This window comes from Actinoallomurus sp. NPDC052274 (assembly GCF_040679475.1).
Lineage (GTDB): Bacteria > Actinomycetota > Actinomycetes > Streptosporangiales > Streptosporangiaceae > Actinoallomurus > Actinoallomurus liliacearum.
In genome coordinates, this window is the sequence record NZ_JBFAUT010000001.1 from 277,257 (window position 1) to 302,951 (window position 25,695).

Consider the following 25,695-nt stretch of genomic DNA (forward strand, 5'->3'; position numbering starts at 1 on the left):
CACGGCGCTCGATCTTTCAACGACAGCCAGGTGCGCCTCTCCGCGGTAGAAGCGGATGCGGTGCTATTGATCGCCGTAAACTACGCGACCGTGGCAGAGATCGTGCTGCTCGGCGAGGTGACCTGTCCGTCGGGCGAGTTGGTGCTGATGGACGGCGGCTACCTCGGGCTATGGTCCGGCGACCGCACACCGGACGACGTGGAGCGGCCCGACGACGCGCCTGCCGTCGACTTCGAGGTGGTCGGCCGCGATGCAGACGCCGCGGCCCGGTCGTTCGACCGGCAGTCCGGCCGCACCCTCTACGACATCCCGCACCACGCCGTCGCAGAGTTCACCTCGCACTTCGATGACCACTGCCGTGAGCGCGGCCACCAGGCGTCGCTGCGCTCCTTTCCACGGCAGGTCCCGCACCGTGACCGCGTCCGGCGAGCGATCGCCGGAAACGACCCGGACTTCCTGATCAGCGGCGTGCCGGTCATCGCCATCGGAGGCTTGCCGACCGACCGCCCGCTGCCGGTCACCGCGACACCGCACAGCGACTGGGGCTGGACGCACATCCGCATCGTGGTCAGCGACGAACCCGTCGTCGCTACCTGCTCGCTGGGCAAGATCGGCGTCGACTACGCCCGCTTCGTGTTCGCCGACGCGGACGCGTTGAACGTGTGGGTACACGACGACCCGATCGACGGGCTCGCGGACGTCGTGTTCTGGGGCAGGCACGAGACGGAGATCGCGGCAGAGTTCGGTGCCACCCGTACCGGCATGCCCGGCGAGGATAACTACGGCTGGCTGAACCTGCCGGTCCGCGACGCGTACGCGAAGGCGATCGCGTTGCACGATCGGAAGATGGCATCGGACCGTAAGTTCGCCTTCGATTTCCGGCCACACTCACACCACTGGCGGGTCATGGCTGATGTTCGCGCGTCGGAGAATGAGGCCGCCTCGATAGAGGTCGGCGGTGCCCGCATCATGTTCGCGATGACGTCCGTGGGCGACGGGTTCTTCCCCGTCCATGTCGAACTTGACGCGGCGGGTGCCCCGGCCGCCATCGAGGTAACGATCCGAGGCGCTGGGGATTGACCGCGGTCAGACCACTTCCCGGTTGAATGCGAGCCGTCTGGCGCCTGCGTCCGGAGGCTGGTCGTCCGCTCGCCGGCTCAGGCTCTCCGAACGCGACCAGCGGCATGACAGGACGTTGGCTTCAGTAGGGGCGGTGTCGAATGCCGGCGTGTCGACGACCGACGGGGCGACGATGCCCCGCAGGCTCAGGGCCGCAGGTGTTTCGCCTGGAGAGGAAGCGCTGCCCTCGGTGGCCGGACCGGTGCCAGGATGACCGCATGGCGGACATTCTCCAGTTCCAGCGGAATCACATCCCCGCACCGGATCGTGAGCCGGAGCCGTTGTGGCGCGAGGTGCTCGGCCGAACCCTGCGCTCGGCCAGGGAGGAGCAGGGTGGGCGCCTCATCGACGTCGCGGAGCGGGCCGGCATCTCGCCCCAGTACCTGTCCGAGATCGAACGCGGTCGCAAGGAGCCGTCGAGTGAGATGATCGCCGCGGTCACCGGTGCGCTCGGCATCGACCTGGCCGACCTGCTCGCCGGCATCGCGGGCGATGTCCGGCGGCGCCGCAGCGCGAGTCCCACGGTCGGGCGCCGTCCCGCAGGACCCGTGCTCATGGCCGCATGAGACCGTGGTCAGGTTCGGTGGTCGATGACCTGGTCCGCTAGCCCGTAGCTGACGGCGCTCGCCGCGTCGAACACGCGGTCCCGGTCGGTATCGTGCCGCAACTGCGCGACATCGTGACCAGTGTGCTTCGAGAGGATCTCCTCCAGCTGCGTGCGCACCCGTATCACCTCGTCCGCCTGGAGAATGAGGTCCGGGATAGCGCCGCGGCCCTGCGCTGCGGGCTGATGCAGCACCACCCGGGTGTGGGGCAACACGGAACGGCGTCCAGCATCGCCGGCAGCCAGCAGCACCGCGCCGGCCGCGACCGCCTGGCCAACGCACGTCGTCGCCACCGGCGCCTTGATGTAGCGCATGGTGTCGTACAGCGCGAGCATCGCTGACGGGTCGCCGCCCTCGGAGTTGATGTACAGGTTGATCTCCCGCTCCGGGTTGTCCGCCTCCAGGTACAGCAACTGGGCGATCAACGCGTTCGCCACGCCGGAGTCGATCGCGGTGCCGAGGTAGACGATCCGCTCCGCCAGCAGGTGCGAGTAGACGTCCATGATCCGCTCGCTCCCCGCGACCCGCGTGATGACGTTGGGGATGGTGTATGTGCTCACGCGCGGACTCCTGTCGCCGAGCCGAGTCCCAGCGTGTGCGGCCGCACGGGCACGACCTGGCTCAGATCGTTGACGATGTGGTCGATGAAGCCGTACTCGCGGGCCTGCTCGGTGGTGAACCAGCGGTCGTGTAGCGAGTCAGCGAAGATCCGGTCGATCGGCTGGCCGGTGTCCTGCGCGATGAGGCCGAGCACCGTGTCCCGGGTGTGCCGCAGGTCGTCGGCCTGTACCTCCACCTCGACGGCCGATCCGCCGATCCCCGCCGAGCCCTGGTGCATCAGGATACGGGCGTGAGGTAGGGCGAAGCGTTTGCCCGGCGTGCCCGCAGACAGCAGGAACTGCCCCGCACTGCACGCCAGTCCCAGCGCGAGGGTGGCCACGTCGCACGGCACGAGCCCCATCACGTCGCGGATGGCCAGCATCGCCGGGACGGAGCCGCCCGGCGAGTGGATCCACAACGCGATGTCCTTCCCGGGATCCTCGCTCGCGAGGGAGAGTAGCTGTGTCGCGAGCACCGTCCCGTTGTCGTCGTCGAGCGCGCCGTCGAGGACCAGTATCCGCTGGCTGAAGAACCGTTCTCGGAGCCGGTGGTCGAACAGCGGCTGCTTCTCATCGTTCGTCATGCCCCGACCATGCCGCCTACGTGGCGCCAGCCGCCGGTTTCGCTGCTGTGAGCAGATCAGCCCTCAGCAGGCCAGGTATTTCGACGGGCACCTGTCGGTGCTGCCGCAGGCCAGCCGGATCGGTGAGCTTACCCGGGCCGAACTGGCCAGAGATGGTTCGGGACGCCTGGTTGTCACCACGTCAGCCCGTCGAACCATGCGCGCTCATCGTCAAGGGAGTGGGGGAATCGTCCACCTCGATCCTGGCCTGCGAGCGGCGACCCTCTGCCCGCCAGGCTGACCGGGTTCAGTCGAAATGCTGGAAGCGGGGCCAGGCCGCTGCCCAGCCGCCCGCTGGGTCGCGGCAGACCGCGATGATGCGGCCCTGCTCCTCGTTGTCGACGCCGACGCCATTGTCGAGTACGCCCGCCACGGTGCAGCTGCCGAACCGGGCCTGCAGGTAGGGCAGCGGCAACCCGACCACCACGGCCACCGTCGCCGCCTCCGGGGGTGGCCCGTACCGGTACAGCTCATTCTGTCCGCTGTAGATCGGCAGCGGCAGCCGGTGGTCCGGGCCGTACCGGTCCAGCGCACCCGCCTCGCCGTAGTTGCCGGTCACGATGACGGCTTTGGCGCGATCCGCCTCCGGTAGCGCCGCGTAGACGGCCGCCACCTCTCGGGTGTAGGCGGGCCAGCCGATCTGGTCGCGGGTCGCCTGGTTGATCGCCGGAATGGGGGTGTCGCCGAGCACGTCGACGGGCAGCAGTGGCAGTGCGAGCATGAGCGTGACCGCGGTGTTGAGGGCGAGCCCGGCGACGACCAGCGCCCGCCGCGGTCCGGGTCGGCGCGCCGCCCAGTCCACGGTCGGCACGCACCCGGCGGCGAAGAGGAAGCCGACCAGGCCCACCGGATAGTAGATCTGGCCGCCGGAGATCAGCACGATCACCAACAGCACCGGGTATGCGCCGGCGAGCGCCCGAGCAGGGCGCCAGGCCGGCCGCCGGAACAGGGCGACGAGGCCGGCCACCCAGATCGCGGTGACCGGCGGGCCCAGCAGGAACAATTGGAACGGCAGCAGCTGCACCCGGGTCGCGCCGCCCTTGTTCTCGGACAGGGCGGCGGCCATGTCCAGCTGCGGGAACCCGTGCGTGGCCTGGTAGATCAGGTTGGGCGATCCGATCAGCACGGCTAGGCCCACACCGGTCCAGAGCCAGCGCGAACGCAACGCCGAGCGCGGGCCTGACCAGAGCAGCCCGAACGCCAGGCTGACCAACAGCAGCACGATGAGATGCTTGTTATAGAGGGCGATCCCGGTCACCGCGCCCGCCGCCGACCACCATCGCGGCTCACCGCGGAGCAGGGCGCGCAGCGCGAACAGGATCACCGCCGCCCAGACCGGCAGGTCAACGGTCGCGGTCAGCATGACGTGACCGAACAGCAGGGGCACCGCCGCGAACGCGTATCCCCAGGCGCACAGCGTCTGCGCGCGACGGCCACCGCCCAACTCGCGGGTGATCAGCGCGGTGAGCACGATCGCCGCCACCACGCAGACGGTGGCCGGCAGGCGCATGGCCCAGACCGTGTCGCCGAACACGGCCGCCGAGGCGCGGGCCAGCAGCGGAGTCAGCGGCGGCTGGTCGACGTAACCCCAGGCCGGCCGCAGCATCCGGAAGTACAACTCGTCGCGGTGGTAGTCGTACCGGTTGTTGGTGGCCACCAGAACGGCGGCGGCCGCGGCGGCCGCACCGCCGATCGGCAGCCAGGCGATCGGCGGGCGGACCGGCTCGTCCGTGGCGATGACGGGCGCCGAGATCGATGCTGGGGTGTCCACGGACGCAGTATCCACCCGTGGTGGCAGTCGGGAACCGCCGTTCAGCCGAGGAACTCGCCGTCGCCGACGGCGATCGTGTCCGGCGGCCGGCGGCCGACCGTGGCAGGAGGCTGAGCGCCGATTCAGCGGAATGACGCTCGACGGTTCGGGCGGCGCGTGCAATCCGGTCGGGAGGTCAGTCCCCCTTCGGACGCCAGCGGCGGCGGAGGGCGAAGGCGGCGGCCTTCGGGCGGCGGTCGCGGGTGAAGACGCCCTTCTTGTTGCCGTCGGCGCGGTTGACGCCGTAGCCCGTGGCGAAGTCGGCGAAGTTCCAGACGTGCTCGCCGATGACGGAGTCGACGCGGTCGAAGACCCGGTGGAACGTCTCCAGCAGTTCGATCTGGTAGTCCTCGGTCCAGGTGCCCGCCGCGACCGAGCGCACTCCGGCGATCGCGTCCGCGCCGTACTCCGTGACGATGATCGGCTTTCCGCGCAGGCGCACCCACTCGCGCAGTTCCGCCTCGAGTTCGCGCTCCGCCGTGACCAGGTCGCCGGTGTCGATGTACCAGCCGTTGTAGCGGTTGAGGCAGATGACGTCGAACAGGTCGCTCATGACGTCCTTGTCCGGAGGCAACTGGACCTGGGCGAAGCAGACCGGGCGGCTCGGGTCGGCCGCGCGCGCGGCGCGTACGAGCGGCTCGAAGTACGTGCGGGCCTCGGGGCGGGCCGAGTCCGGTTCGTTGGCGATGCTCCACATGACCACGCTCGGGTGGTTCTTGTCGCGGGCCACGAGTTCCTGGATGGCGCGCAGGTGGGCCGCCTGGGTGGTGTCGTCGACCGCCGCCCAGATGTGCGGGGGATCGCCGGGCACGAGGGTGTGCGCGATCTCGAAGTTGAGCCCGACGGCCGGGGTCTCGTCGATGACGACGATGCCGTGCCGGTCGGCGTACTCCAGGACCTCCTCGGCGTACGGGTAGTGCGACGTGCGGAAGGAGTTGGCGCCGATCCAGTCGAGCAGCGCGAAGTCGTGCACCATGTGTACGTCGTCGTGGCCCTTGCCGCGGACGGGGTTGTCCTCGTGCTTGCCGAAGCCGCGGAAGTAGAACGGCTCGCCGTTGATCAGGAAGCGGTCGCCCTCCACCTTCACCTCGCGGATGCCGACCGGCAGCGCGTACTCGTCGGCGTCGTCGCCGCTCGTACGGACCTCGAGGCGGTGGAGGTGGCCGTGACCGGGGCGCCACAGGGTCGCGTCCGGCACCTCCAGCGTGCCGGCGGCGGTCGTGCCCCGCGCGCGTTCGGCGCCGTCGGCGTCGCGCAGCACGACCTCGGCGACCTGGCCGGCCACGACGTCCACGCGGTAGTGCACGCGGGCGTCCGCGCCGGTCACCTCCGTGGTGACGGTGATGTCGCGGACGTACGAGCGGGGGGTGGCGCAGAGCCAGACGGCGCGGTGCAGCCCGGCGTAGTTGAAGAAGTCGTGGAAGTACCGCTGCCGGCGGCGTCCGTCCGGCAGGACGTCGACGATGCCGGGCGGGATCGTGGAGGGCTCCAGGCGGTTGTCGACCACGACGGTCAGGCGGCCGGTCCGGCCGGGCTTGGCGTGCTCGGTCACGTCGCACTCGAACGGCGTGTAGCCGCCCTCGTGCCGCCCGACCTCCACGTCGTTCCACCACACCACGGCGCGGTGCGCGGCGGCGTCGAAGCGCAGCACGACGCGCCGCCCCGCCCACCCGGCCGGGATCCGTACCTCGCGCTGGTACCAGACGTCGCCGACGTGGTCGTGGGCGTCCCGGGTGGCCGGAACGTCGTTGAAGCTCGCCGGAACCGGCATCTCCACGGCGTCCGGCAGCGGGCCGCGCCACCACTGCCCGGCCCGGCCCCGGCCACCGGGGTCGAGGGCGAAGGCCCACAGCCCGTTGAGGCTGACACGTTCGCGGCTGGACGTCTCCTGAGGACGGAGCAAGGGAACCTCCGGGTGGTGAGGGGCCGGGATCTCTCGTCTACCGACCGTCAGACGGATTCATCGAGGAGATGCGCGTTCCAGACGGCCGCCGCCTGCTCGTGGGAGTCGACGCCGGCGAAGAAGACATCGGCCAATGCGGCGTAGTCCGGTTCGACGACGTCCGTGACCTCGATGAATTTCGGCCGGTACACCGCGAATCCCTGCGGAGCCGATTGCGGCCGGTAGGGCACGGCCATCTTCATCGACCGCCGGGCCGGAAGGTATTCGACGGCGTCGACGACCAGCGCGTCGACCCGCCTCCCGTCGAGGTTGAGGTAGGCGTCCGCGACGAACACCGCGCGAACCCAGTCGGGCCGGCCCGCTTCCAGCGCTTCCTGGCCGGCCTTGGCCGCGTCGGCGACATCGTCGGCCATGAGACGGTTCATGCCGTGACCGCCGGCTGCGTCCGCGTGGCCCAGCAGGGGAATCAACGTGTCACCGCCGGAGACGCTCCAAATGCCGTGGGCAGCATAGAAACCGGCCATCCGGGAAACCTCGTACATGATCGGCCAGCGTAGCGAACGCGGCGGTCCCGAGAACGTGGCCGCGTCGCGGGGTTCCGGCGCCACGTCGTATGGTCCGCCTCCGATTCCTGTGAAGTTCCTGTTACATCGGTGATCGGCTCGTTCCCAGCGGCTCCGGGCGGAGTTAGCGTCCGTATGTGCTGATCACTCCACATGAGCGGGAGCGGCTGCTCATCCACGTGGCGGCCGGGCTCGCCCGCGACCGGCGCGCCCGCGGCCTGCGGCTCAACCATCCCGAGGCCACCGCGGTCATCGCCTCGTACGTGTTAGAGGGCGCCCGCGACGGGCGGACCGTCGCCGAGCTGATGGAGGCGGGACGTACGGTGCTCACTCGCGAGGACGTCCTGGACGGCATCCCGGAGATGCTCGACTCCGTGCAGGTCGAGGCGACCTTCCCCGACGGCACCAAGCTCGTCACCGTCCACCGGCCGATCCCGTGACGCCGGCGAGGGGGACGCGATGAGCTCCGGACTCGTCCCGGGCGAGATCGTGGCCGGGGACGGCCCCGTACGCCTGAACCCCGGCCGTACGCGCCGGACCGTCACGGTCGTCAACACCGGCGACCGCCCGGTGCAGGTCGGCTCGCACTATCACTTCGCGCAGGCCAACGACGCGCTCGCGTTCGACCGGGAGGCCGCGCGCGGCCACCGGCTCGACATAGCGGCCGGCACCGCTGTGCGGTTCGAACCGGGTGTCACGCGTGAGGTGTCGCTGGTGCCGCTCGCGGGACGCGCGGTCGTACCGGGGCTGCGCCATGACTGACATCTCGCGGTACCGTTACGCCCGGCTGTACGGCCCGACCGCCGGCGACCGCGTACGCCTGGCCGACACCGACCTGTTCATCGAGGTCACCGAGGATCTGAGTCAGGGCGCCGGGGCCGGCGACGAGGCGGTGTTCGGCGGCGGCAAGGTGATCCGCGAGTCGATGGGCCAGGGCACGGCGACGCGCGCCGAGGGCGCGCCCGACCTGGTGATCCCCGGCGCCGTGGTGCTGGACCACTGGGGCGTCGTCAAGGCCGACGTCGGCGTGCGCGACGGCCGGATCGTCGCGCTCGGCAAGGCCGGCAACCCGGACACGATGGACGGGGTCCATCCCGACCTGGTGATCGGGCCGTCGACCGAGATCCTGTCCGGCAACGGCCGGATCCTCACGGCCGGGGCGGTCGACTCGCACGTCCACCTCATCTGCCCGCAGCTCGTCGAGGAGGCCCTCGGGGCCGGCGTCACCACGCTCATCGGGGGCGGCACCGGCCCGGCCGAGGGCACGAAGGCGACGACGGTCACCCCCGGCGCCTGGTACCTCGCCCGGATGCTGGAGGCGATGGACCCCTTCCCGATCAACGTGGCGTTGCTCGCCAAGGGAAACACGGTGTCCGAGGAGGGCATGGGGGAGGCGCTGCGCGGCGGCGCGTCGGGTTTCAAGCTGCACGAGGACTGGGGGTCGACCCCGGCCGCGATCGACGCGTGCCTCCGCGTCGCCGACGCCTCGGGCGTCCAGGTGGCGCTGCACTCCGACACCCTCAACGAGGCCGGGTACGTCGAGTCGACGCTGAACGCCATCGGCGGCCGCTCCATCCACGCATACCACACCGAGGGCGCGGGCGGCGGGCACGCGCCGGACATCATCACGGTCGCCGCGCACCCGAACGTCCTGCCGTCCTCGACCAACCCCACCCGGCCGCACACGGTCAACACGCTCGACGAGCACCTCGACATGCTCATGGTCTGCCACCACCTGAACCCGGCGGTGCCGGAGGACCTGGCGTTCGCCGAGTCGAGGATCCGTCCGACGACCATGGCGGCCGAGGACGTCCTGCACGACCTCGGCGCCATCTCGATGATCGGCTCGGACTCCCAGGCCATGGGCCGGATCGGCGAGACCGTGATCCGCACCTGGCAGACCGCGCACGTGATGAAGGCCCGCCGGGGCGGCCTGGACGACAACCTGCGCGCCCGCCGGTACGTCGCCAAGTACACGATCTGCCCCGCGATCGCGCACGGTCTCGACGCCGAGGTCGGCTCGGTCGAGGTGGGCAAGCTCGCGGACCTGGTGCTGTGGGACCCGGCGTTCTTCGGCGTCCGGCCGCACGTCGTGCTCAAGGGCGGCATGATCGCCTGGGGTGCGATGGGGGACGCCAACGCCTCGATCCCGACGCCGCAGCCGGTGTTCCCCCGGCCGATGTGGGGCGCGACCGCGGCCCCGGCGACGTCGGTGCACTTCGTCGCCCCCGCCGCGCTCGAGGACGGGCTGGCCGGACGCCTCGACGTGCGGCGGCCCCTGGTCGCGGTGAAGGACACCCGGCGGCTGGGCAAGACGGACATGCCACTGAACGACGCGCTTCCGGACATCAGGGTAGACCCGGACACGTTCACGGTCACCGTCGACGGGGACGAGGTCGAACCCGCGCCCGTGTCCGAACTGCCCATGGCCCGTCGGTACTTCCTGTTCTGATGGACGCGCCGATGGACGCCGCGCTGCTGCTGCTCGCCGACTCGCGGCTGCCCGCCGGCGGGCACGCGCACTCCGGCGGCCTCGAGACGGCCGCCGCGACCGGCGTCGTCCACGACCTCGCCACGCTCGCCGCCTTCCTGCGCGGCCGGCTCGCCACCACGGGACTCCTCACGTCCGGCCTGGCGGCGGCCGCCTGCGCCTACGCGCACGAGTGCGCCGGACCCGAGGGCGATGGGCCGCCGGGCGAAGCCGTTCCCGTACGACCCGGCGCGCGGGCTCGTACGGCGGCGTGGGCCGGCCGGGGCCGCCTTGACGCCGAGGCGAACACGCCGTCGCCCGCGTACGAGTCGGCACCCGGCATCGGCTGGGCCCGGCTCGACGCCGAGGCGGACGCGCGCACGCCGTCGCCCGCGCAGCGGCGGGCGTCGCGGGCGCAGGGACGGGCGCTCCTGCGCGTCGCCCGCGGTCTGTGGCCCGCCTCCGTCCTCGACCTCCTGACCGGGGCGGCCGGCGGTCCGCACCAGCCGATCGTCCTGGGCGCCGCGGTCGCCGCCGCGGGCGGTGCTCCGGTACGGGCGGCGCAGATCGCGGCGTACGGCTCGGTGACCGGGCCCGCCTCGGCGGCGGTCCGCCTGCTCGGGCTGGACCCGCTCGGCGTGCACCGCGTCCTGGCGGGCCTCACCGCGCGCGTCGACGGCGTGGCCGCGGAGGCGGCCGGGTCCGTCCGCGCCGGCGACCTGCCGGCGGCCTCCGCACCGGCCCTGGACGTGTTCGCCGAACTGCACGACCGCGCCGACCCGCGCCTGTTCGAATCCTGACGATCGGAGGCATCCTTGGGACCCCACCACGGCCACGACCCGCACGAGCCGCGCCCCCACCGGGCGCTGCGGGTCGGCATCGGCGGCCCGGTCGGCAGCGGCAAGACCGCCCTGGTCGCCGCGCTGTGCCGGCTGCTCCACGAGGAGGCCGCGCTGGCCGTCGTCACGAACGACATCTACACGACCGAGGACGCCGACTTCCTGCGCCGGAACGCCGTGCTCGACGACGACCGGATCGCGGCGGTCCGCACCGGCTGCTGCCCGCACACCGCGATCCGCGACGACATCTCCGCGAACCTGGACGCCGTCGAGGCCCTGGAGGACCGGCACGGCCCGCTCGACCTCGTCATCGTGGAGAGCGGCGGGGACAACCTCACCGCGACGTTCAGCCGCGGGCTGGTCGACCGGCAGATCTTCGTCCTCGACGTGTCCGGCGGCGACAAGGTCCCCCGCAAGGGCGGTCCGGGCGTCACCACCGCGGACCTGCTGGTGATCAACAAGACCGACCTCGCGGCGTTGGTCGGCGCCGACCTGACCGTCATGGCGCGCGACGCCGAGCGCGTACGGGCCGGGCTGCCCATCGCCTTCACCTCGCTGCGGGAACGCCCGGACGTCCCCGAGGTCCTCGGCTGGGTGCGCGCCGCGCTCGCCGAGCACGCCGCCGCGTGACCACCGTCCGCGCGCCCTCGTACGCCGCCGCGACCGGCACCGGCTTCACGGCGCGGGCGGCGGTGCGCGCCGAGCGCGGTCCCGGCGGGCGGACCCGCATCACGCGGCTGCGGTCCGACGGCCCGCTGGCGCTGCGCGAGGCCGACGGGGCCGTCTACCTCGTCGGCGCGGGCGCGGGACCGCTCGGCGGCGACGACCTCGAGCTGACCATCGAGGTCGGGCCGGGCGCGCGGCTGGACGTGCGCTCGGCCGCGGCGACGCTCGTCCTGCCGGGACGCCGGGGCGCCGGCGCCTCGCGCCTCGTCGTACGGGCCGACGTCGCGGCCGGGGGCCGGCTCGCCTTCACTCCCGAACCCGTGATCGCGGCGGCCGGCTGCGACCACCGCGCGCCGGCGGAGGCGACCCTGGCCGAGGGCGCGGACCTGGTGTGGCGGGAGGAGATCATCCTCGGCCGCCACGGCGAGCCGCCGGGCCGCTATACCGGCCGGTTCGACGTCACGGTCGGCGGGACGCCGCTGCTCCGCCACGAGCTGCGGATCGACGAGGACGCGCCGAGCGGCGCCGTGCTCGGCGACGCGCGGGCCGTCGGGACCCTGCTGGTCACCGGCGCCACCGCCGAGCCGTACGCCGAGGAGGGGCTGGCCGTCCTGCCGCTCGCCGGGCCGGGCGTCCTGGTGACGGCCCTGGCAGCCGACGCCGTACGGCTGCGGGAGCGCCTGACGGCGGGCCGCCGCCGGGTCTCCTCGTGATCACCCGCCGGGTCGAGAACCTCACGAAGAAGGCACGCGGAGCCGTGCTCGGGAGCCGGTCGCGGCGGCGGTTCGCCCCTGCGGACTCGCTGATCGGGTGCGCCGTCGGCCCGGCGGGTGGCTACGATCTCAGGAAGTGGGAGCTTTCGCCTTCAGGGGGGACCGTGAGCGACGTCCCAGGGCCGTCGGACGGTCGCAAGCCGGTGTTCGCCGCCGAGCGCCGTAAACGCATCCTCGAACTGCTCCGGGCGAACGGCACGCTGTCGCTGCGTCAGCTGGCAGAGGCCGTCCAGTCGTCCGAGGTGACGGTGCGCCGTGACGTACGCGCGCTCGAGGCCGACGGCCTGCTGGACCGCCACCACGGCGGGGCCTCCCTGCCCGGCGAGCTCTCCCGCGAACCGACGTACCTGCAGAAGGCCCAGGTCGCCGGCGACGAGAAGGCCGCGATCGCCGACCTGGCGGCGGCCCTGGTCGAGGACGGTGACGCGATCGCCATCGGCCCCGGCACCACGACGCACGCGCTCGCGCAGCGGCTGACCGGCCACACCGACCTCACGGTGGTCACCAACTCGCTCCTGGTCGCCCAGACCCTCGCCGGCTCGCCGCGCATCGAGGTCGTGGTGACCGGGGGCACGTTGCGCGGTCCGGTACAGGCACTGATCGGCAGCGCGGCGGAGCGGTCGCTGGCCGGGCTGCGGATGCGCCGGGTGTTCATCTCCGGCAACGGGCTGACCGCCGAGCGCGGTCTGTCGACCCCGAACATGCAGGTCGCGGGCACCGACCGGGCGCTGGCCGAGGCGGGGGAGGAGGTCGTGGTGCTCGCCGACCACACCAAGGTCGGGGTGGACACGATGGTGCAGACCGTGCCGCCCGAGCGCATCGATCACCTCGTCACCGGTGAGGACGCCTCACCGGAGGAGCTCCACGAGCTCAGCGCACGGGGCGTACGCATCCACGTCGCCCGTCTCTGAGCCCCGCCGGTTCCACCCTGGTGGCCGACGGCCGCGGCGTGGTATTACCTGCGGTACACCGGCGCGTTACCGGGAGGTGCGTCGTGACCGACAGAGCCCTTGAGGCGGCCGGGATCCTCAAGACGTTCCCCGGCACGGTCGCTCTCGACCATGTCTCAATCACGCTCGCGCGCGGCGAGGTGCACGCGCTGACCGGGGAGAACGGCGTGGGCAAGTCCACGCTCGTCAAGATCTTGTCGGGGGTGCACCGGCCCGACGCCGGACGGCTGCGCCGGGACGGCGAGCGGGTCCGCTTCGGCAGCCCGCTGGACGCCCGCCGCGCCGGCGTCATGGCGGTGCACCAGGACAGCGCGCTCATCCCGTCGCTGAGCATCGCCCGCAACCTGTTCGCCGGCGCCGAGCCGAGGGGCCGGCTCGGCCTGATCGACCTCGCGCGGATGAACGACGAGGCCGCCGGCGTCCTCGCTGGTCACGGGCTGCGGGTCGACGTCCGCCGGCCGCTGGCGACGCTGGACCCCGGCGCCCGTACGCTCGTCGCCCTGGCCCGCGCGGTGACGGCCGGCGCGGAGGTCCTCGTCCTCGACGAGCCGACCGCCGAGATGGAGCCGCCGCAGATCGAGACCCTGTTCCGGGTGGTGGCCGAACAGCGTGAACAGGGCCGGGCGGTGCTGTACGTCAGCCACCGGCTCGACGAGCTGTACCGGCTCGGCGACCGGCTGACCGTGCTGCGTGGCGGCCGGGTGGTGCACAGCGGGCCGTTCGCGGGTCTCGAGCGGCGCACGCTGGTGTCGATCATGCTCGGGCGGCGGCTCCCGCAGGTGTCGCCCGCCCTGCCCGAGTCCGCCGCCGAGGCACCGGCCGATCCGCCGTACCTCCGCGCCACCGGGCTCACGCGCCGGCACGCGCTGGCCGACGTCTCGCTGGAGCTCCGGGAGGGCGAGGTGCTGGGGCTGGGCGGCCTGCTGGGGGCCGGCCGCTCGGAGACCGCCAAGGCCATCGCGGGCGCGCTGACGCTGGACGCCGGCCAGGTCACGGTGGCCGGCGCGCCGCTGCGACGGCGCTCGATCGCGGGTGCGATCCGGGCCGGCGTGGGCCTCCTGCCGGAGAACCGCGCCACCGAGGGGATCATCCCGTCGCTGTCCGTCCGCGACAACATCGCGCTGGCCGCGCTGCCGCGGCTGTCCCGCTTCGGCCTCGTGTCGGGCGCGCGGATCGACCGGGTGGTGGAGACCTTCATGCGCCGCCTGCGCATCAAGGCGACGTCGCCGCTGCAGAAGGTCGCCGAGCTGTCCAGCGGCAACCAGCAGAAGGTCCTCCTCGCCCGCTGGCTGGCGATGCAGCCGAAGGTGCTGCTGCTGGACGAGCCGACGCGCGGCATCGACGTGGGCGCCAAGGCGCAGTTGCGGGACCTGCTGGACGAGCTGGCCGTCGCGGGCCTGGCCATCCTGCTGATCTCCTCCGACCTCGAGGAGCTGGTGTCCGGCTGTGACCGCGTCGTGGTGCTGCGCGACGGCGCCGTCGCGGCCGAGCTGACCGGCCTGGAGATCACCGAGGAGCGCATCATCACGGCCATGGCCTCCGCCGGCGGATCACCGCCGGCGGAGCGCTGACCTGCTCCTTCAGACCTGGTCGACCCTCCATTCGAGGATGCCGCCCGACACGCCGTCGCCGAGCCGGGCCTCCAGCCGGAACGCGCTCGCCCGTACCGGCGTGAAGGTCGTGCGGTTGTACGTGTCGCGCGCGGTCCCGTACGCGGACGGGTTCTCGACCGGCGTCCAGGTATCGCCGTCGCGGTACAGCAGCCGCCACGACACCGGGACGCGGCACTGCCCGTGTCCGGTGTCGTCGAACCAGTACACGGCGGTGGCCGCGGCCGTGATCGGCTCCGGGTGGTCGTACTGGACCCACTCGACGCCGCCGCGATGGTCCCACCAGGTGAAGCGCGGGATCGACTCGTCGCCGGAGGACGCCGGTTCGATCCCGTCGCACAGCGCCTCCGTCGTGTCCCCCTGCCACAGGTGGGAGGCACTGGCGACCGGCACGAGCCGCCAGTCCCGCGCGTCCGCGCCGTGCCCGATGACCGGGAACGCGGTGACGCGGAGCCGCGCGGCGCCCATGGGGATGAGCGTGACGGTCTCCGCGCGTTCGTCCGAACGGACGGGACCGTCCTGCAGCGGCCGGATGACGTTCTCGTCGTCGGTCCGCCAGTTGGGGATGCGGCGGGCCCGCGCCCGGATCTCGAGGGGCGCTCCCCGCCGGGTGAACGGGTTCCCGCGCGTCGGCCGCCGCCGCAGGCTGAACGACCGTCCGTCGAGGCCGTAGTTCCACGGGGAGCCGGCGGTGACCTCGTACTCCGGCCACGCCGTCGTGCCGGCGAACCGCCGCCAGTTCTCCTCGATGGCGAGGGAGAAGGTGAGCGGGCCGTACTCCACGGAGACCGCCCCGTGGTTCTTCTCCCAGGTACGGGTGGTGGCGCGCATGGGGAGACGGAGCTCGACCCGGTCCCCCTGCCGCCAGGTTCGGGTGACGACGACGTAGCACGGCGGCGCCGCCCGCAGGGGAACGGGAGAGCCGTTCACCCGCAGCGCGGGCTGCTCGCACCAGCGCGGCACGCGCAGGTAGAGCGGGAACTCCACGGGCCGCGGCGTGGAGATCCGCAGCGTCACGCTCTCCTCGAACGGGTACCCGGTCTCCTCGGTCACGGTGACGGTCGTGCCGTCGCCGCCGACCTTCGCCGTCACCTCGGACGCGGCGTACATCGAGGCGCACAGCCCGGCGTCGTACGTCGCCAGCCACAGCTCCTCGGCGTAGTACGGCCAGCCCATGCCGTAGTTGTGCGGGCAGCAGCGGTAGTCGTGCACGCCCGGCATGTAGGCCTGCATCGCGAAGTCGTTGTCGAACTGGCCGTGGGTCTTGGCGACGTTGTCGAGCTGAACGCCGTTGGCGCTGGTGATGTAGTGCGTACCGCGCTGCGCGGGGTCGAAGGCGGCGGGCAGCGAGTTGACGGCGATGTCCTCGCAGCGGTCGGCCCACACCGGGTCGCCGGTGATCCGGGTCAGCAGCTCGAAGCTGTGCATGAGCTCGACGAACCCGCAGGTCTCCAGGCCCTGCCGGGGATCGGTGAAGTACGGGCGGCAGTTCTCGTCGCCGGCGAACCCGCCGCCGGGGAACTGGCCGTACGTGCCCATCACCGTGTCGTAGTCCCGGTAGGTCGCCGCGCGCAGCGCCGGGTCGCCGGCCAGCACACCGTACTGCGCGGGCTCGCGGAACCCCTGGGCGAGGTTCACGTTGTGCGGGGTCGGCAGGCCGGTGACGTAGTCGGCGGAGCCGGCGTGGATCTTGCGGACGAGGTCGAGGAGCCGCCCGTCCCCGGTCCGGTTGTAGGCCCAGTACACGCTGTCGATCGTGTCGCCCCAGCGGTACGCGCCCCAGCCGCGCCGGAAGACCTCGGCGGGCTGCCGGTTCTGGAAGTCGAAGTACCGCATCAGGAACGGCGTGATCCGCTCGTCGCCGGTCGCCTCGGCGTACGAGCGGAGCGCGTCGAGGACGGGCATGTGCGGCCAGAAGTCCGGGCCGCCCTCCAGGGAGGTGCGCAGGGCGGCCGGGCCGAACCAGCCGTCGGCCAGTTGCGTGGCCAGGATGCCGTCCACCCACCTGCGGGTCAGGCTCCGCACCCGCTCGTCGCCGGTGACGAGGCCGAGGTCGGTGAAGCCGCGCAGCCAGTACGGGAGCTCCTCCCAGCCTCCTTTCGCGGGATCGACCCACCCGTTCGTGTCGTAGACCAGGTAGTCCGATACCTCGGGCATGCGCCCGTTCAGCCCTTCGACCTGCAGGTCGAGCTGGCGCCGCAGCCATCCCCTCGGCCGCACGCTTCCCGGCGGCAGCTTGAGGAAGGGCGCCGGCCGCAGTGGCGCGCGGTTCGGCGTGTAGTGCCCGCCCGCCGAGGCGGCCTCCACCGTCCGCAGGACCCGCACGCGGTCCCGGGTGTCCGCGTCGGCGGGCCGTCCGCCGATTCCGGCCGCGGCCACGCCCCCGGTGACGGTGAGGCCGCGGGTGAGGAACGTCCGTCGTTCCATCCGACTCTCTCCTTCTCACGGGAGGCGGGAGGGACCCGAGGGTCCCTCCCGCGCCGCGTCACTTGCCGGACTGGTAGAGCTTGGCGACGTCGTCGGCGGACAGGGCCCGGTCGAAGACGTGCACCTGGTCGATGGCGCCGGTCCAGTAGTCGACCGGGTTGCCGCCGTACCTGCCGCGGCCGATCACCGTGTGCCCGGTGGACCGGTCGCCGAGGCAGGCCGCCGCGCTTCCGGCCTTCTGCCCGTCGACGTACAGGGTCAGCGAGCCGGTGGCGGCGTCACGGACCCCGACGAGGTGGTACCAGCGCCCGGTCTCCGGGGCGGTCGGCGCGAGCGCCCGTACCCCGGCGAAGCTGAACGCGAACCGGTCGTCCGCGCCGGAGTACTGCAGGTAGAAGGCGCTGTTCGTGTCGCCGTCCTGGCTGACCGCCGTGGCGAACCCGCCGCGCCGGTCGAGCTTCACCCAGGCGGACACGCTGTAGTTCCCGGTGGTGTCCAGGATGGCCGCGCCGGTGTCGGCGAACTGGTTGGAACCGTTGAACTGCAGCGCGGACCCGGAGTGCCCGGCCGTCCACGCCGGCCCGTTCACGAGCGTCGCGTCGTGCGTGCCGACCGTGTCCTTGGCGACCGTGCCGGCCCCCTCGTCGAGCGGGTAGAAACTGACGCCGTCGAGTCCCGGCGTGCCGGGCGGGAAGCTCTGGCCGCCGCCCTGGCCGACCGAGCCGGAGGCCTTGATCAGGGCCTGGTTGGCCGCGCGGACCTGCTCGGCGCCGGGCTTGAGCACCTGGCGGTCGTAGGTGTAGATGCCGTTGAGCTCGTTCTCTACGTCGGTGATCTGGGTGTAGACCGACGCGGACACGCCGCACCGCTGCTCCACGTCGAGCAGGCGGTTCTGCAGCTCGGTGTAGCGCCGGGTCAGCGTCGCCGAGTCGGGCTCCATCTCGTAGGCGAAGCCGTTCGCGGGGTCCCACATGTGGCCGTCGACCTTGAGGCCGAGCCCGCCGTACTCCCCGTCGACCGCGGCCCGCGCGCCCTGCTGGACCGGGGAGCCAGGGCCGACGTAGGTGTGGTCGTCGTAGATGTCGCCCGAGCCGATGTTCGGGATGGACTCACAGCAGTTGGTGCCGCTGTCGATGTCCACGAGACGGCTCGGGTCCCAGCCCTTGACCTGCGCGGCGATCCGATCCGGCTCGTACTCGCCCCAGCCCTCGTTGAAGGGCACCCACACGACGATGGACGGGTGGCTGCGGTGCTGGTCGACGAGGTCGCGCAGCTCGGTCTCGAACTGCGTCTTGACCGCCGCGGACGGCGAGTGCCCGGCGTACGTCGCGGGCATGTCCTGCCACACGAGCAGCCCGAGCCGGTCCGCCCAGTAGTACCAGCGGTCGGGCTCGACCTTCACGTGCTTGCGGACCATGTTGAAGCCGAGGCGCTTGTGCGCCTCCAGGTCGAACCGCAGGGCGGCGTCGGTCGGCGCGGTGTAGATGCCGTCCGGCCAGAAGCCCTGGTCGAGCGTGCCGACCTGCATGACGAACTTGCCGTTCAGCAGCATCCGCACCTTGCCGTCGGGGCCCTTCCCGAGGCCGATCGAGCGCATCCCGAAGTAGGAGCCGACCTCGTCGACGACCTTGTGACCCTCCCGGACCCGCACCTTCAGCGTGTACAGGTACGGGTCGTCCGGCGTCCACAGGTGCGGCTTGCGGATCGGCACGCTCAGCTCGGCGTTCGCCGCGCCGACGGCCCGGCCCACCGGGCGGTGCCCGGCGTACGCGACGGCCTCGACCGTCGCCCCCGGGCTCCCGGCGACGTGCGTGGTCAGCCGCAGCGTCTTGCTCGCCAGGTCCGGCGTCGCGTCCAGGCGGGAGACGTACGACGTGGCGACCGGCTCCATCCAGACGGTCTGCCAGATCCCGGAGGACGGGGTGTAGAAGATGCCGTCACCGGGCTTGCGCTGCTTGCCGAGCGCCTGGGAGCCGATGTCGGTGGGGTCGTCGACGCCGACCAGCAGCTCCTGCGGGCCGTTGCCCCGGAGGGTGCCGGTGACGTCGGCGGAGAAGCCGTCGTAGCCGCCCGTGTGCGTGGCCACCTGCGTGCCGTTCACGTAGACGGTGGCGTGGTAGTCGACGGCCTGGAAGTGCAGGACGAGCCGGCCGCCGTGCCAGGACTTCGGCACGGTGAACGTCCGGCGGTACCACATGTGGTCGACGTGACGCTTGATCCCGGACAGCGCCGACTCGACCGGGTACGGGACGAGGATCCGCTCCGCCAAGGTCCTGCCGGTCGGCGGCGCCTCGCCGGCGGACGCCTCGGCGAACTGCCATTCGCCGTTGAGGTTCTGCCACCGGGACCGGGTCAGCTGGGGCCGCGGGTACTCCGGGAGGGCGTTGGTCGGGGAGACCTGGTCGGTCCAGGGCGTGGTCAGCGGCGGGGTCTGGGCCTTCCAGGCCGCGGCGACCGGCGCGGAGGCGGAGGCGGGGGCGGGGGCGGGGGCGACGAGTGCGGCGAGGAGCGCGACCGCGAGGCCGATGATGACGGCCGGGCCACGGGGTCTGGCGAGGCTGGGTGATCGGAGGGCGGGCACGGCAGACTCCCATCTGTTGGAACAGGGTGATGGGCGGATGGGCGCAGCGCGGCGCGCGGCTGCGCCGGAACGGACGGAGGCCAGGAGGACTGGGACGGCCGGTACCGGTGAGGACAGCATGAAGGCCGCTGATCGATCCTGCAAGATTCAGACCGAAAAATGCGTCCGATGCTGATCGCTATTGACAGAACTCGATCGCGGGTGCGTCAATTACCGGAATCTCGCCTCCGCCTGGGGAAGGACCTGCAATGACCGTCCCTCCGTACCGCCAACGCCCGGTCGCGCTCACCACCACGTTCCTCGCGATGACCGCCCTGCTCGCCGCCGGCTGCGCCAAGTCCGAGAAGGACCAGGCGACCGGCGGTGGAAGCGCCCAGGCCGGGCAGGTGGTGCAGAGCCCGTCGGGCTCCGCGCCCTCCTGCACGATCAACAGGTTCGGGGGCGCGAAGTTCGACCTGAAGACCTCGGTGGTCGGGTTCTCCCAGTCCGAGAAGGAGGCCAACCCCTTCCGCATCGCGGAGACGGCCTCGATCAAGGCGGAGGCGAAGCAGGAGGGGATCACCGGCCTGCGGACGACCAACGGCCAGTCGCAGTTCAGCAAGCAGATCAGCGACGTCCAGCAGCTCATCGCCCAGGGCGCGAAGGCGCTGGTCATCGCGCCGCTGAACTCCGACGGCTGGGAGCCGGTGCTGCAACAGGCCGCCGCCAAGCACATCCCGATCATCACGGTCGACCGGAAGATCAACGCGACCGCCTGCAAGGACTACGTGACCTTCATCGGGTCCGACTTCTACCAGCAGGGCAAGCGGGCCGCCGACCAGATGATCAAAGCCCTGAACGGCAAGGGCAAGGTCGCGGTCCTCCTCGGCTCGTCCGGCAACAATGTGACCACCGAGCGCACCAACGGCTTCAAGGACGAGATCGCCAAGCAGGCGCCCGGCATCCAGATCACCTTCCAGCAGACCGGCGACTTCGCCCGCGAGAAGGGCCAGCAGGTCACCGAGCAGATGATCCAGAGCCACCCCGACGTCAATGCGATCTACGCCGAGAACGACGAGATGGCGCTGGGCGCGGTCACCGCCCTCAAGGGCGCGGGCAAGAAGGCCGGCGACATCAAGATCGTGTCCGTGGACGGGACCCGCAACGCCGTGTCCCAGATCGTCAGCGGCTGGATCTACGCGGTCGTGGAGTCCAACCCCCGCTTCGGCCCGCTGGCGTTCCAGACGCTGAGCAAGTTCGTGAACGGTGAGCCGATCCCGGACAAGGTCGTCATCTCCGACCGGGAGTACGACTCCTCCAACGCCAGGCAGTCGCTCGCGTCCGCGTACTGATCGATGCTCCGACACGACCGGGGGTGCCCATGACCGAGCGAAGCGAGGGAATCAGTAAGCACAGCACCTTGGTCATGAGGCCGACGAAGGAGGTCCCATGACCGAGCGAAGCGAGGGAATCGGTAAGCACAGCACCTTGGTCATGAGGCCGACGAAGGAGGCCTCATGACCGAACCCGTCCCCGACCAGCGCGATCCGGGAGACACGCCGGTGCTGCAGGCGCGCGACATCGTCAAGCGCTTCACCGGCGTGCTCGCCCTCGACCGGGTGTCCCTGAGCCTGCGGCCCGGCGAGGTCCACGCTCTGGTCGGCGAGAACGGCGCGGGCAAGTCCACCCTCATCAAAGTGATCACGGGCGTGCACCGGCCGGACGAGGGCGAGGTGCTCCTCGCGGGCCGGCCCGCCGGGTTCACCGGTCCGCTGGAGGCGCAACGGGCCGGCGTGCAGGCGGTGCACCAGGAGATCGGGCTGGTCCCGGACCTCAGCGTGGCCCGCAACCTGCTGCTCGGCCGCGAGCCGCGCCGCGCCCTGGGGCTCATCGACACGCGCCGCATGCATCGGCTGGCCGCCCGGACGCTGGAGTCGTACGGCGTGCGGGTGGACGTCCGGCTGCCGCTGCGCTCCCTCGGCGTCGGCACGCAGCAGATGGTCGCGCTGGCGCGCGCCGTCTCGGTCGACGCCCGCGTGGTCATCATGGACGAGCCGACCTCCTCCCTCGAACCGCGCGAGGTCGAGACGCTGTTCGGCGTCATCGACCGGCTCCGCGAGCGGGGGATCGCGGTCATCTACGTCAGCCACCGCCTGGACGAGCTCTACCGCGTCTGCGACGGCGTGACGGTCCTGCGCGACGGCCGGGTCGTCCACCAGGGCGCCCTCGCCGATCTGGACCGGCTGCGCCTCGTCTCGCTGATGCTCGGCCGCGACGTCGCCCAGGTCCGCGCCGAAGGCGTCACCCGGTTCTCCGGAGCGCACGAGGCGTCCGGCGGACCGCTTCTCGAGGCGAACGGGCTGTCCAGCCGGCACCTGCTCGACGACGTGTCACTGGCCATCCGGCCCGGCGAGGTGGTCGGGCTGGGCGGCCTGCTCGGCGCGGGGCGCACCGAGACGGCGAAGGCCATTGCCGGCGTCCTGCCGCTCGACGCGGGCGGGGTCACCGTCGCCGGGTTCCCGGTCCGCCGGGGCTCGGCCACGGCCGCCGTACGGGCGGGCATCGCGCTGCTGCCCGAGGACCGCAAGGCGGAGGGCATCGTGCCGACCCTGTCGGTCCGCGACAACATCGCGCTGGCCGCCCTCCCGCGGCTGGCCCGCGCCGGCGTCGTATCGGACGCGCGCATCGACCGGATCGTGGACACCTTCATGGCGCGACTGCGCATCAAGGCGACCGGGCCGCACCAGCCGGTCGCCGAGCTGTCCGGCGGCAACCAGCAGAAGGTCCTGCTGGCCCGCTGGCTGGCCACCGAGCCCAAGGTGCTGCTGCTGGACGAGCCGACGCGCGGCATCGACGTCGGCGCGAAGGCGGAGGTCCAGGCGCTCGTCGACGAGCTCGCCGAGGCGGGCCTCGCCGTCCTGCTGATCTCCTCGGACCTGGAGGAGCTGGTCGAGGGCTCGGACCGCGTCGTGGTCTTGCGCAACGGCGCCGTGGTCGGTGAGCTGACCGGGGACGAACTCACCGAGGAGGCCGTGATGACCACGATCGCCGCCCACGCGCGCGAGGAGGTCGGATGAGCGACACCGCCGTCGCGCTGCCCCGGCCGACCGGCGCCCGGGTGCTGGCCTGGCTGCAGAACTACGGCGTGTACGCGGCGATCGTCGCGCTCGTCGTCGTCAACATCGCGATCACGCCGCACTTCCTCAGCACGGAGAACCTGCGCACCCAGCTCGTCCAGGTCGCACCGGTCGTCATCGTCTCCCTCGGCATGGCCCTCGTGATCGGTACGGAGGGCGTGGACCTGTCCGTCGGTTCGGTCATGGCGCTGGCCACCGCGCTGATCCCGCTCTACCTCGGGTACGGCGTCGGCCCGGCGATCCTGGTCGCCCTGGTGGGCGGCGTCGCGGTCGGGCTGGTGAACGGCTCGCTCGTGGCGTTCGTCAACGTCCAGCCGATCGTCGCCACGCTGTGCCTGTTCGTCGGCGGACGCGGCCTGGCCCTCGTGCTGGCCGGCGGTCAGCTCAAGGACGTGCACGACGCGACCCTGCTCGACCTCGGCTCGTCGAGCCTCGTCGGCGTCCCGCTGCCGGTGGTCGTCGCGGGCGTGCTGACCCTCGTGGTCACGGGCGTCGTCCGGCGTACGACCTTCGGCCGGCAGCTCGTCGCGATCGGCGGCAACCGCACGGCCAGCGTCCTGTCCGGGCTGCCGGTCCGGCGGGTCCTCCTGCTGGTGTACGTCCTGTCCGGACTGCTGGCCGCGGTCGCGGGCGTGCTGGCCACCGCCCGCCTGCAGGCCAGCGACCCCTCGTCCCTCGGCCTGCTGATGGAGCTCTCGGCGATCACCGCGGTCGTCGTCGGCGGCACGCCGCTCACCGGCGGCCGGGTGCGGGTGCTGGGCACCGTCGCGGGCGCGCTGCTCATCCAGCTCGTACGGGCGACGCTGATCAAACACGACCTGCCCGACTCGGTCGCCCAGATGGTGCAGGCAGTGATCATCCTTGGCGCCGTGTACGCGGCGAGGGGAGGGGCCGGACGATGACCACCGAGCAAGCGACGGCCGACACGCCCGTCACCCAGGACGCCTACGCGCTGAGCCGGCGCGACCGCGCCTTCGGCCTGATCCAGCGGCACGGCGCGACCGCGGTGCTGGTCCTCCTGCTCCTGGTCGGCTCGCTCTCCTTCAGCCACTTCCCCACGGGAGAGAACCTCGGCGACATCGCCATCACGTCGTCGTTCCCCGCGATGGTGGCGCTCGGCATGACCTTCGTCATCATCACCGGCGGCATCGACCTGTCGGTCGGCTCGGTGTTCGCGCTCGGCGGGGTGCTGGCCGCGTACGCCGTTCGGTGGGGGACCCCGGCCGGGCTCCTGGTGCCGCTGGCGGTGTGCGGCGCGATCGGCCTCGTCCAGGGTCTGCTGATCGCCCGGGTCCGGCTGGCGCCGTTCATCGTCACGCTCGCCGGCCTGCTCGGCGCCCGGGGCCTGCTGCTGTCGATCTCGCATGAGGGCGCGACGACATACCTGATCCCGCACGGCTCGGTGCTCGCCCGGCTCGGCCAGGGACACCTGTTCGGCCTGGGCTACCCCATCTACCTGACGCTCGCGCTGTTCGTCATCGGCGGCGTGCTGCTGCAGCGGACCGGGTTCGGCCAGGCGGTGTACGCCATCGGCGGCGCGGAGGACGCCGCCGCGCTCATGGGCGTACCCGTCACCCGGACGAAGATCACCGTGTACGTGCTGTCCGGCGCGCTGGCCGGTCTGTCCGGCGCGCTGAACGCCGCGCGCCTGTCGTCGGGCGTGACCATCCTCGGCACCGGCATGGAACTCGACGTCATCGCGGCGGTCGTCATCGGCGGCACGCTGCTGACCGGCGGCGCGGGCTCGGTCAGCGGCACGATCGCCGGCGTCCTCCTCCTCGGCGTCATCCAGAACCTGATCAACCAGATCGGTGACCTGTCCTCGTCCTACCAGCAGGTCGTCAGCGGCGCGTTCCTCGCCGTCGTGGTGGTGGCGCAGACCTACCTCAGCCGAGCCCGCCGACTGTGACCGGCCACGCAACCCGAATGGCCGCGACCGGGGAGGGCGATGGGGCAGTACGGGCAGCGCCCTCCCGAAGCGATCACCTGCGACTGGCACACGTCATCCGCCGTTGGCCTGAAGCGCCTTCCTCAGCGCTGTGAGCTGCCCGGCAACCTGCGCCTTCAAGGGGGCGAGGGCGGCGGTGTGCTGGGCGATCGAGCTCTTCTGGTAGCCCGCCTCGAGGGTGGTGAGGGTCTGGACGTAATGCACTTGCTGCTGACAGGCGACGTCGGCGACAGCCGTCTTGATCTCCCGTTTGGTCACCGGGCCGTTGAGGTTGAAGCCGGCACTGGCCGCCAGCGGGGTGGCGTAACGGGAGTAGCCCTTGGCCGTCATGCACTGCCGCCATGCGGCGCTTGCCGTGAGAGCTCTGCGGTCGTGGAGGGTCTTGGTGAACGCCTCCTGGTTCAGCCTCGCCGCCAGCTCGTTCGCCTTCGCCGCGCCGGGCGCCGGGTCGTCCTTCAGCTCCCGGTGCGTCTGGCCGCTGCATCCTCCAGCTGGGATGGTCTTGCCGAGGTAAGTGCCGGGCGAGACCGCCGAGTCCGGTGTCTTCGCTGTGAAGGACGGCAGCTGCTTCGCCGCCACGCCAGTGAAGACCCGCCTTTTGTCGGGCGACATCGTCGTCGGTGAGGTGTCGGCTTGATCGCCGTCGTCGGAGGAGCCGGTGGTCGTTGGCTGCGAGGGCGGATGGTAGCCGAATCTGCTCGCGGCGACCGGGTCACTGATCCCGTAGCGGCGGCTGTTGTAGACGGCGAATGTCGCCGTAATGATCTTCGTGCGGTCGGTGTAGTGCGGGAGGTAGGACAGCCCGAACGACCTCATGCAAGCGCGGTCCATGAGGATACTGAGGTTGACCTTCTGCGCCTCCTGCGCGGCGCTGAGCTGATAGGCGTCCAGAGGCATCGCGGCGGCATGGACGGAGGGCGTGTAGACCGTTGTCGCGGAGGCTCTGGAGGCGTCCACAGAGGCGGGAGTAGCCGATCCTGATACGCCACGATTGACGACTACGGCTGCTGCGGCGGCGGTGACCCCGGCCCCAGCGATTAGCACCAAACGTCGCGACATGTCGGTGAAGAGTTCCTTTGCGATTGCAGGTGAG

22 protein-coding genes are annotated in these 25,695 nt (G+C 71.8%); 14 read left to right on the top strand and 8 right to left on the bottom strand.

Translation table 11 applies throughout. The features are described from left to right. Positions 1 to 30: 30 nt before the first annotated feature. Together AB0K82_RS01370 and AB0K82_RS01375 are read left to right on the top strand one after the other, a co-directional pair. Positions 31 to 1,080 (top strand): hypothetical protein, encoded by a 1,050-nt coding sequence (locus AB0K82_RS01370; RefSeq protein WP_364391336.1) that lies wholly within the window; start codon positions 31 to 33, stop codon positions 1,078 to 1,080. A 257-nt stretch (positions 1,081 to 1,337) separates the two neighbouring features. Beyond that, on the top strand, positions 1,338 to 1,685 hold the full coding sequence (locus AB0K82_RS01375; protein WP_364391338.1) for a helix-turn-helix transcriptional regulator: 348 nt from the start codon (positions 1,338 to 1,340) through the stop codon (positions 1,683 to 1,685). An 8-nt stretch (positions 1,686 to 1,693) separates the two neighbouring features. On the opposite strand, the gene AB0K82_RS01380 is transcribed toward AB0K82_RS01375, so the two are convergent. The 5 genes from AB0K82_RS01380 to AB0K82_RS01400 form a co-directional block, all read right to left on the bottom strand. Further along, complete coding sequence (locus tag AB0K82_RS01380; RefSeq protein ID WP_364391340.1) at positions 1,694 to 2,284, bottom strand: ATP-dependent Clp protease proteolytic subunit; 591 nt, start codon at positions 2,282 to 2,284, stop codon at positions 1,694 to 1,696. Continuing rightward, positions 2,281 to 2,907, bottom strand: coding sequence for an ATP-dependent Clp protease proteolytic subunit (locus tag AB0K82_RS01385; protein ID WP_364391342.1), 627 nt, complete (start codon positions 2,905 to 2,907; stop codon positions 2,281 to 2,283). Before AB0K82_RS01385 ends, AB0K82_RS01380 begins: the two co-directional genes overlap by 4 nt. A gap of 286 nt (positions 2,908 to 3,193) precedes the next feature. Beyond that, positions 3,194 to 4,717: a glycosyltransferase family 39 protein gene (locus AB0K82_RS01390; protein WP_364391345.1), complete on the bottom strand. Its 1,524-nt coding sequence runs from the start codon at positions 4,715 to 4,717 to the stop codon at positions 3,194 to 3,196. Positions 4,718 to 4,892: 175 nt separating this feature from the next. Further along, entirely contained in the window at positions 4,893 to 6,659 is a 1,767-nt protein-coding gene (gene uidA, locus AB0K82_RS01395) for a beta-glucuronidase (protein ID WP_364391348.1), read from the bottom strand. 47 nt (positions 6,660 to 6,706) lie between these two features. Then, positions 6,707 to 7,201 carry a hypothetical protein gene (locus tag AB0K82_RS01400; protein WP_364391350.1) on the bottom strand — a complete coding sequence of 165 codons (495 nt, stop codon included), beginning with the start codon at positions 7,199 to 7,201 and terminating at the stop codon, positions 6,707 to 6,709. Between the two features lie 158 nt (positions 7,202 to 7,359). Between AB0K82_RS01400 and AB0K82_RS01405 the strand changes: the two genes are divergently transcribed. From AB0K82_RS01405 to AB0K82_RS01440, 8 genes are all read left to right on the top strand, one after another. After that, positions 7,360 to 7,662 carry an urease subunit gamma gene (locus AB0K82_RS01405; protein WP_364391352.1) on the top strand — a complete coding sequence of 101 codons (303 nt, stop codon included), beginning with the start codon at positions 7,360 to 7,362 and terminating at the stop codon, positions 7,660 to 7,662. 19 nt (positions 7,663 to 7,681) lie between these two features. Then, positions 7,682 to 7,984, top strand: coding sequence for an urease subunit beta (locus AB0K82_RS01410; RefSeq protein WP_364391354.1), 303 nt, complete (start codon positions 7,682 to 7,684; stop codon positions 7,982 to 7,984). Beyond that, the gene (locus tag AB0K82_RS01415; RefSeq protein WP_364391357.1) at positions 7,977 to 9,674 is read left to right on the top strand and encodes an urease subunit alpha; all 1,698 of its coding nucleotides are present in this window, start codon (positions 7,977 to 7,979) and stop codon (positions 9,672 to 9,674) included. The genes AB0K82_RS01410 and AB0K82_RS01415 overlap by 8 nt, the downstream gene beginning before the upstream one ends. Then, positions 9,674 to 10,492, top strand: a complete 819-nt coding sequence (locus tag AB0K82_RS01420) for an urease accessory UreF family protein (RefSeq protein ID WP_364391359.1) — start codon at positions 9,674 to 9,676, stop codon at positions 10,490 to 10,492. Before AB0K82_RS01415 ends, AB0K82_RS01420 begins: the two co-directional genes overlap by 1 nt. Before the next feature lie 15 nt (positions 10,493 to 10,507). Then, entirely contained in the window at positions 10,508 to 11,161 is a 654-nt protein-coding gene (ureG, locus tag AB0K82_RS01425) for an urease accessory protein UreG (RefSeq protein WP_364391361.1), read from the top strand. Then, positions 11,158 to 11,910 carry an urease accessory protein UreD gene (locus tag AB0K82_RS01430; protein ID WP_364391363.1) on the top strand — a complete coding sequence of 251 codons (753 nt, stop codon included), beginning with the start codon at positions 11,158 to 11,160 and terminating at the stop codon, positions 11,908 to 11,910. The genes ureG and AB0K82_RS01430 overlap by 4 nt, the downstream gene beginning before the upstream one ends. Before the next feature lie 164 nt (positions 11,911 to 12,074). Next, the gene (locus AB0K82_RS01435) at positions 12,075 to 12,881 is read left to right on the top strand and encodes a DeoR/GlpR family DNA-binding transcription regulator (RefSeq protein ID WP_345349225.1); all 807 of its coding nucleotides are present in this window, start codon (positions 12,075 to 12,077) and stop codon (positions 12,879 to 12,881) included. A gap of 83 nt (positions 12,882 to 12,964) precedes the next feature. Then, complete coding sequence (locus AB0K82_RS01440; RefSeq protein WP_364391365.1) at positions 12,965 to 14,491, top strand: sugar ABC transporter ATP-binding protein; 1,527 nt, start codon at positions 12,965 to 12,967, stop codon at positions 14,489 to 14,491. A gap of 9 nt (positions 14,492 to 14,500) precedes the next feature. On the opposite strand, the gene AB0K82_RS01445 is transcribed toward AB0K82_RS01440, so the two are convergent. Together AB0K82_RS01445 and AB0K82_RS01450 are read right to left on the bottom strand one after the other, a co-directional pair. Then, positions 14,501 to 16,957 (bottom strand): beta-L-arabinofuranosidase domain-containing protein, encoded by a 2,457-nt coding sequence (locus AB0K82_RS01445; protein ID WP_364391367.1) that lies wholly within the window; start codon positions 16,955 to 16,957, stop codon positions 14,501 to 14,503. Between the two features lie 58 nt (positions 16,958 to 17,015). Continuing rightward, on the bottom strand, positions 17,016 to 19,538 hold the full coding sequence (locus AB0K82_RS01450; RefSeq protein WP_364391369.1) for a LamG-like jellyroll fold domain-containing protein: 2,523 nt from the start codon (positions 19,536 to 19,538) through the stop codon (positions 17,016 to 17,018). A 248-nt stretch (positions 19,539 to 19,786) separates the two neighbouring features. Here AB0K82_RS01450 and AB0K82_RS01455 point away from each other — a divergent pair, with 248 nt between their 5' ends. The 4 genes from AB0K82_RS01455 to AB0K82_RS01470 all read left to right on the top strand — a co-directional run bounded on the left by AB0K82_RS01455 (position 19,787) and on the right by AB0K82_RS01470 (position 24,563). After that, on the top strand, positions 19,787 to 20,869 hold the full coding sequence (locus AB0K82_RS01455; RefSeq protein WP_364391371.1) for an ABC transporter substrate-binding protein: 1,083 nt from the start codon (positions 19,787 to 19,789) through the stop codon (positions 20,867 to 20,869). A 165-nt stretch (positions 20,870 to 21,034) separates the two neighbouring features. Further along, a complete protein-coding gene (locus AB0K82_RS01460; protein ID WP_364391373.1) occupies positions 21,035 to 22,594 on the top strand; it encodes a sugar ABC transporter ATP-binding protein in 1,560 nt (519 codons plus the stop codon). Further along, complete coding sequence (locus tag AB0K82_RS01465) at positions 22,591 to 23,556, top strand: ABC transporter permease (protein ID WP_364391375.1); 966 nt, start codon at positions 22,591 to 22,593, stop codon at positions 23,554 to 23,556. The genes AB0K82_RS01460 and AB0K82_RS01465 overlap by 4 nt, the downstream gene beginning before the upstream one ends. Further along, positions 23,553 to 24,563 carry an ABC transporter permease gene (locus tag AB0K82_RS01470; RefSeq protein ID WP_364391377.1) on the top strand — a complete coding sequence of 337 codons (1,011 nt, stop codon included), beginning with the start codon at positions 23,553 to 23,555 and terminating at the stop codon, positions 24,561 to 24,563. The genes AB0K82_RS01465 and AB0K82_RS01470 overlap by 4 nt, the downstream gene beginning before the upstream one ends. Before the next feature lie 93 nt (positions 24,564 to 24,656). Here the strand turns inward: AB0K82_RS01470 and AB0K82_RS01475 are convergent, their stop codons facing one another. Then, positions 24,657 to 25,559, bottom strand: a complete 903-nt coding sequence (locus AB0K82_RS01475; protein ID WP_364391379.1) for a hypothetical protein — start codon at positions 25,557 to 25,559, stop codon at positions 24,657 to 24,659. Between the last annotated feature and the right edge of the window lie 136 nt (positions 25,560 to 25,695).

What these genes read in the sequence shown, in the direction of transcription:
- AB0K82_RS01375 (WP_364391338.1), top strand. Translation starts at nt 1,338, where the DNA reads ATGGCGGACATTCTCCAGTTCCAGCGGAATCACATCCCCGCACCGGAT.
- AB0K82_RS01385 (WP_364391342.1), bottom strand. Translation starts at nt 2,907, where the DNA reads ATGACGAACGATGAGAAGCAGCCGCTGTTCGACCACCGGCTCCGAGAA.
- AB0K82_RS01400 (WP_364391350.1), bottom strand. Translation starts at nt 7,201, where the DNA reads ATGTACGAGGTTTCCCGGATGGCCGGTTTCTATGCTGCCCACGGCATT.
- AB0K82_RS01410 (WP_364391354.1), top strand. Translation starts at nt 7,682, where the DNA reads ATGAGCTCCGGACTCGTCCCGGGCGAGATCGTGGCCGGGGACGGCCCC.
- AB0K82_RS01415 (WP_364391357.1), top strand. Translation starts at nt 7,977, where the DNA reads ATGACTGACATCTCGCGGTACCGTTACGCCCGGCTGTACGGCCCGACC.
- AB0K82_RS01420 (WP_364391359.1), top strand. Translation starts at nt 9,674, where the DNA reads ATGGACGCGCCGATGGACGCCGCGCTGCTGCTGCTCGCCGACTCGCGG.
- AB0K82_RS01445 (WP_364391367.1), bottom strand. Translation starts at nt 16,957, where the DNA reads ATGGAACGACGGACGTTCCTCACCCGCGGCCTCACCGTCACCGGGGGC.
- AB0K82_RS01455 (WP_364391371.1), top strand. Translation starts at nt 19,787, where the DNA reads ATGACCGTCCCTCCGTACCGCCAACGCCCGGTCGCGCTCACCACCACG.
- AB0K82_RS01460 (WP_364391373.1), top strand. Translation starts at nt 21,035, where the DNA reads ATGACCGAACCCGTCCCCGACCAGCGCGATCCGGGAGACACGCCGGTG.
- AB0K82_RS01465 (WP_364391375.1), top strand. Translation starts at nt 22,591, where the DNA reads ATGAGCGACACCGCCGTCGCGCTGCCCCGGCCGACCGGCGCCCGGGTG.
- AB0K82_RS01470 (WP_364391377.1), top strand. Translation starts at nt 23,553, where the DNA reads ATGACCACCGAGCAAGCGACGGCCGACACGCCCGTCACCCAGGACGCC.